The organism is Bergeriella denitrificans NBRC 102155, assembly GCF_001592185.1.
GTDB lineage: Bacteria > Pseudomonadota > Gammaproteobacteria > Burkholderiales > Neisseriaceae > Neisseria > Neisseria denitrificans.
Genome location: NZ_BCWL01000188.1, coordinates 1 through 4,108, shown reverse-complemented (window position 1 = coordinate 4,108; position 4,108 = coordinate 1). Strand labels below are relative to the sequence as shown.

Sequence of the window (4,108 nt, the reverse complement as noted above, 5' to 3'; positions counted from 1 at the left end):
GCCTTGCCGTATCATCTGTACTGTCTGCGGCTTGCCACCTTGTATCAGAATTTAATTTCTTCAACTATACCGTTCACTTAATCGTCCACGCACATCCTTTTTTTTCAGACGACCTGCACCCTTCCCCGCACACCCCAAAAAAAACCGCCCGCCCCGACCTGCCGCCATAAGGCGGCACATCGGATGCGGGCAGTTTCAGTTCCGTTAACCGAAACGGGTAAAATTAGCGCTGTGCGGCGTTAATCGCGTTTTGATCCGGATTAATCAGGATTTCCACGCGGCGGTTTTGCGCGCGGCCTTCCGCAGTCGCGTTGGAAGCAATCGGTTGGCGTGAGCCGTAGCCGGCGGTAGTCATGCGGTTTACCGCTACGCCGCGTGATTGCAGGTAGGTGGCAACAGACAGGGCGCGGTTGCGGGACAGCGGCTCGTTGATGCTGTCGTTACCGGTGTTGTCGGTGTGGCCGTTGATGGTGATGGTGGTGTCGGGATATTGCACCAGCGTTTGCGCTGCGGCAGCCAGGGCGCTTTGTGCAGAGCCGCTCAGGGACGCGCTGCCGGTTGCGAAAGTCACGCTCTCAGGCATCACCAGTTTGATTTGGTTGCCTTGACGTTCGATTTCGATATTGGTGTTGGCCAGGCTTTCGCGCAATTTTTTCTCTTGGTAATCCATGTAACCGCCGATGCCTGCGCCGACTGCGCCGCAAGCCAGCGCAGAGTTGCGCGCGCCTTTGCTGCCGTTGGTCAATGCGCCGACGATGCCGCACACAGCTGCGCCGCCCAAGCCGTACAGAGCGGTTTTGCTGGCGGTTTGCTGGCCGGTGGTCGCGTTGGTCACGCAGCCTGCCAGAGCCAAAGGCGCGGCCAATACGGCCAGGGTCAGGGTTTTGGTGAATTTCATGGAATCATCCTTTCGATAAAGACGGGCAGGCCGTCTGAAAAATAAGATTACGGGCTGCTCGCCCTAAAACCCAAGCATGATAACCAACATTTCAAGCAGGCAAAAACGCGTTTAACCCGATATTACACACACCCGCGCAGGGCTAACATTTGTCAAGTTCCGCCGAAGCGCCGCCAAGCCGCGTCAACGCTTGTGTTTGGCGTAGCGGCGCAGCAAAAAGAATTTCAGCCGCAGCTTGACATCATAGCCCACCGAGCCCGCGCCCAAGACAAACAAAACCAGCGCAACCGGCAGCGCGAAATGGTGTCCCGCCGCCTGATAGCCCCACGCGCCGACCACGCCGCCGGCCAGAAACGCTGCCATCAGCCCGGCCAGCAGCAGCATTTTCGGGCGGTTGACGCGCACATGCGGCAGGCGCGGGTGGTTTTTGGCGTAATACACGGATTTCGCCAGCTCGATGCCCAAATCCGTGGCCGAGCCGGTCATGTGCGTGGAGCGGATGGCACCGCCGGAGAGCACCGTCACCACCGTATTGTGCATCCCCATAATAAAGCAGAGCTGAAACAGCGCCAGCGAGGGCATCACCATGCCGCCCCAGCCCCAATCCGTATGCAGCAGCGTTGCGCCAAACAGCCCGAATACCAGCAGATAACACGCTTCCAGCCACATCGAAAAGCCAAAGCTGCCGCGAAAACGCTTCTGCTGCGTCCAAAAAATCACCCAGGCCGAATGCGCCGCGCCGCCGATAAAGCAGCACACGCTGAACAAAGCCACCAGCAGCAAATCCCATTCCCGCGTGTACACCATATCCGCCGCCAGCGACATCGAGCCGGTCACATGCGACGTATAACGGGCAAACGCGAAAAAGCCGCCCGCATTAATCGCCCCCGCCAAAAACGCCATAATATAGCCCAAGCGGCGGAAACGCGCGTCCGAGATCTGCTGCGCGTGCAGATACGGCCGGTCGGCTTGCCAAAACGGCGGCGCATGGTGGCGGGCGGAATGCGGCGCAGCGCGTTTGCGCCCCTGCGGATTATCGGGAAAATGTCGGCTCATCATCAATTACGGCAGGCTGCCGCATGATGCGGCTCAAGCCTCCAGTATAGTCGGTGGAATGCAATTCTGCTACAAGGCAGCGCGCCGCAGACAACAGCCGTAGGACGGGCATCCCTGCCCGTCGCTCATGCGTAGGTCGCTCATACTTAGAATGATATAAACTTTTATTTAACAAAGCGACGGGCAAGGATGCCCGTCCTACGTCATTGACAGCTCCTGCCACACACCCCGCCCGCTTCACAATCTCTGCTACAAGGCAGCGAGCCGCAGACAACAGTCGTAGGACGGGCATCCCTGCCCGTCGCTCATGCTTAGGCCGCTCATGCTTAGAATGAGATAAACCTTTTATTTAACAAAGCGACGGGCAAGGATGCCCGTCCTACGTCATTAACAGTTCCTGCCACACGCCCCGCCCGCTTCACAATCCCCGCAAAATGGCGTACATTCAACACTGAAAACGAAAGGAAACACCATGTCCGCATCACGCGCCCTTCTGATACTGGCCGCCGCATCCGGTCTCGCTGCCTGCGCCATCACCCCCGAGCAGCAGGCACGCCGCGAGGCCGCGCAGCAACACTACCGCCAACAGCTGCAAACCGCCCTGGCCGCCCAATGCGACCCCGCCACCGCCGAGCTGATGCGCCGCCAGTTTGCCCTGGCCGAACTGCCGCAGGCCGAATTGAGCAAAGAGCAGCAGGCATTGCGCCTCGAATACATCGACAAAATCAACGACCCCATGTTTCAAGCCTGCTACAAAATGGCTTGGCAAAACCACATTTCCCAGCAGCGCCTGCAGCAAATCCGCCGCTACTATGACGATTGGGACGATTATTTTTATCCCTTCCGCCGCCACCCCTACTGGCGTTATTGGTAAAATCGCCGCCGCCGCATTTTCAGACGGCATTCAGCCTTTATCCGCGCCCCAAATCCGTTTACAATAGCCGCCTGATTCAGCGACACACCACACCACCATGATCATCCGGCTCGGCCGATGCCGCGCGCCCCGGCTTTCCCAAGGCGCAGCGGTCACCATCGGCAACTTCGACGGCGTACACCTCGGCCACCAACACATCCTGCAACAGCTCAAGCGCAAAGCCCTCGAGCTGGGGCTGCCCGTGGTCGCCGTCGTCTTCGAGCCGCAACCCAAAGAATTTTTCGCCCGCAAAACCGGCCGGCCGCTGCCCTACCGCATCACCCCCCTGCGTACCAAACTCGATTTGCTGCGCCAAACCGGCTGCGTCGATGCCGTATGGGTATTGCGCTTCAACCAAGCCTTTGCCGACATGAGCGCGCAAGAATTTATCGACTGCCTGCTGCGGCGCGATCTCAACACCCGCTACCTGCTGATCGGCGACGACTTCCGCTTCGGCGCAGGGCGCGAAGGCAGCTACGACATGCTCGCCGCCCAACCCGACATTCTCACCGAGCGCACTCCCTCCGTCATCACCGAAGACATCCGCACCAGCAGCACCGCCGTGCGCCAAGCCCTTTCAGACGGCCTGCTCGACTACGCCCGCAAACTCTCCGGCCACGACTACACTCTCAGCGGCAAAGTCAAACACGGCCGCAAACTCGGCCGCACCATCAACGCCCCCACCGCCAACATCCAGCTACCCCCCTACCATTACGCACTCAACGGTGTCTTCGTCGTCGAAGCCAGCGGCAGCTTCGGCACACGGCGCGGCGTCGCCAGCTTCGGCCTCAACCCCACCGTCAGCAGCAGCCGCGCCCAAAAGCTGGAAGTACACCTGTTCGACTATCAAGGCGACCTCTACGGCCAGCGCCTGAACATCCGCTTCCTGCACAAACTGCGTGACGAAATCAAATTCGACAACATCCCCGACCTCCAAGCCCAAATCGCCCGCGACATCGCCGCCGCCGCAAACTGGCAGCCCGAATAAGGACGCATTACCCCTTTGAAACCGGCGCGGCTTGTCTCTTTAATCCCCTTACGGGATAAACACACCTTAAACCACGCACAAGCCATTTAAACCGTCTGCCGTCTGAAAACAGACGTTTTGTTTTTCAGACGGCTATCTCCAATTTATCAGCGTGTAGCGTGGCTGGGCTTCAGCCCGGCTGTGACAAGCTCTTGCTGGGCTGAAGCCCAGCCTACTCGTTTCGTTTTTCTGAAAATTCAAGCATATATAGTCG

The 4,108-nt window shown here is 58.9% G+C and carries 4 protein-coding genes; 2 read left to right on the top strand and 2 right to left on the bottom strand.

Features of this window, described 5'->3' with window-relative positions; translation table 11 throughout:
• Positions 1-223: 223 nt before the first annotated feature.
• Positions 224-898: a YiaD family glycine zipper/OmpA-like lipoprotein gene (locus tag BDE01S_RS08840; protein WP_066080380.1), complete on the bottom strand. Its 675-nt coding sequence runs from the start codon at positions 896-898 to the stop codon at positions 224-226.
• 183 nt (positions 899-1,081) lie between these two features.
• Positions 1,082-1,954, bottom strand: a complete 873-nt coding sequence (locus tag BDE01S_RS08835) for a YoaK family protein (protein ID WP_416178188.1) — start codon at positions 1,952-1,954, stop codon at positions 1,082-1,084.
• Between the two features lie 472 nt (positions 1,955-2,426).
• Between BDE01S_RS08835 and BDE01S_RS08830 the strand changes: the two genes are divergently transcribed.
• Both BDE01S_RS08830 and ribF read left to right on the top strand, forming a co-directional pair.
• Positions 2,427-2,828 (top strand): hypothetical protein, encoded by a 402-nt coding sequence (locus BDE01S_RS08830; protein ID WP_066080374.1) that lies wholly within the window; start codon positions 2,427-2,429, stop codon positions 2,826-2,828.
• 97 nt (positions 2,829-2,925) lie between these two features.
• Positions 2,926-3,855, top strand: coding sequence for a bifunctional riboflavin kinase/FAD synthetase (gene ribF, locus BDE01S_RS08825; RefSeq protein WP_066080369.1), 930 nt, complete (start codon positions 2,926-2,928; stop codon positions 3,853-3,855).
• Positions 3,856-4,108: the final 253 nt, after the last annotated feature.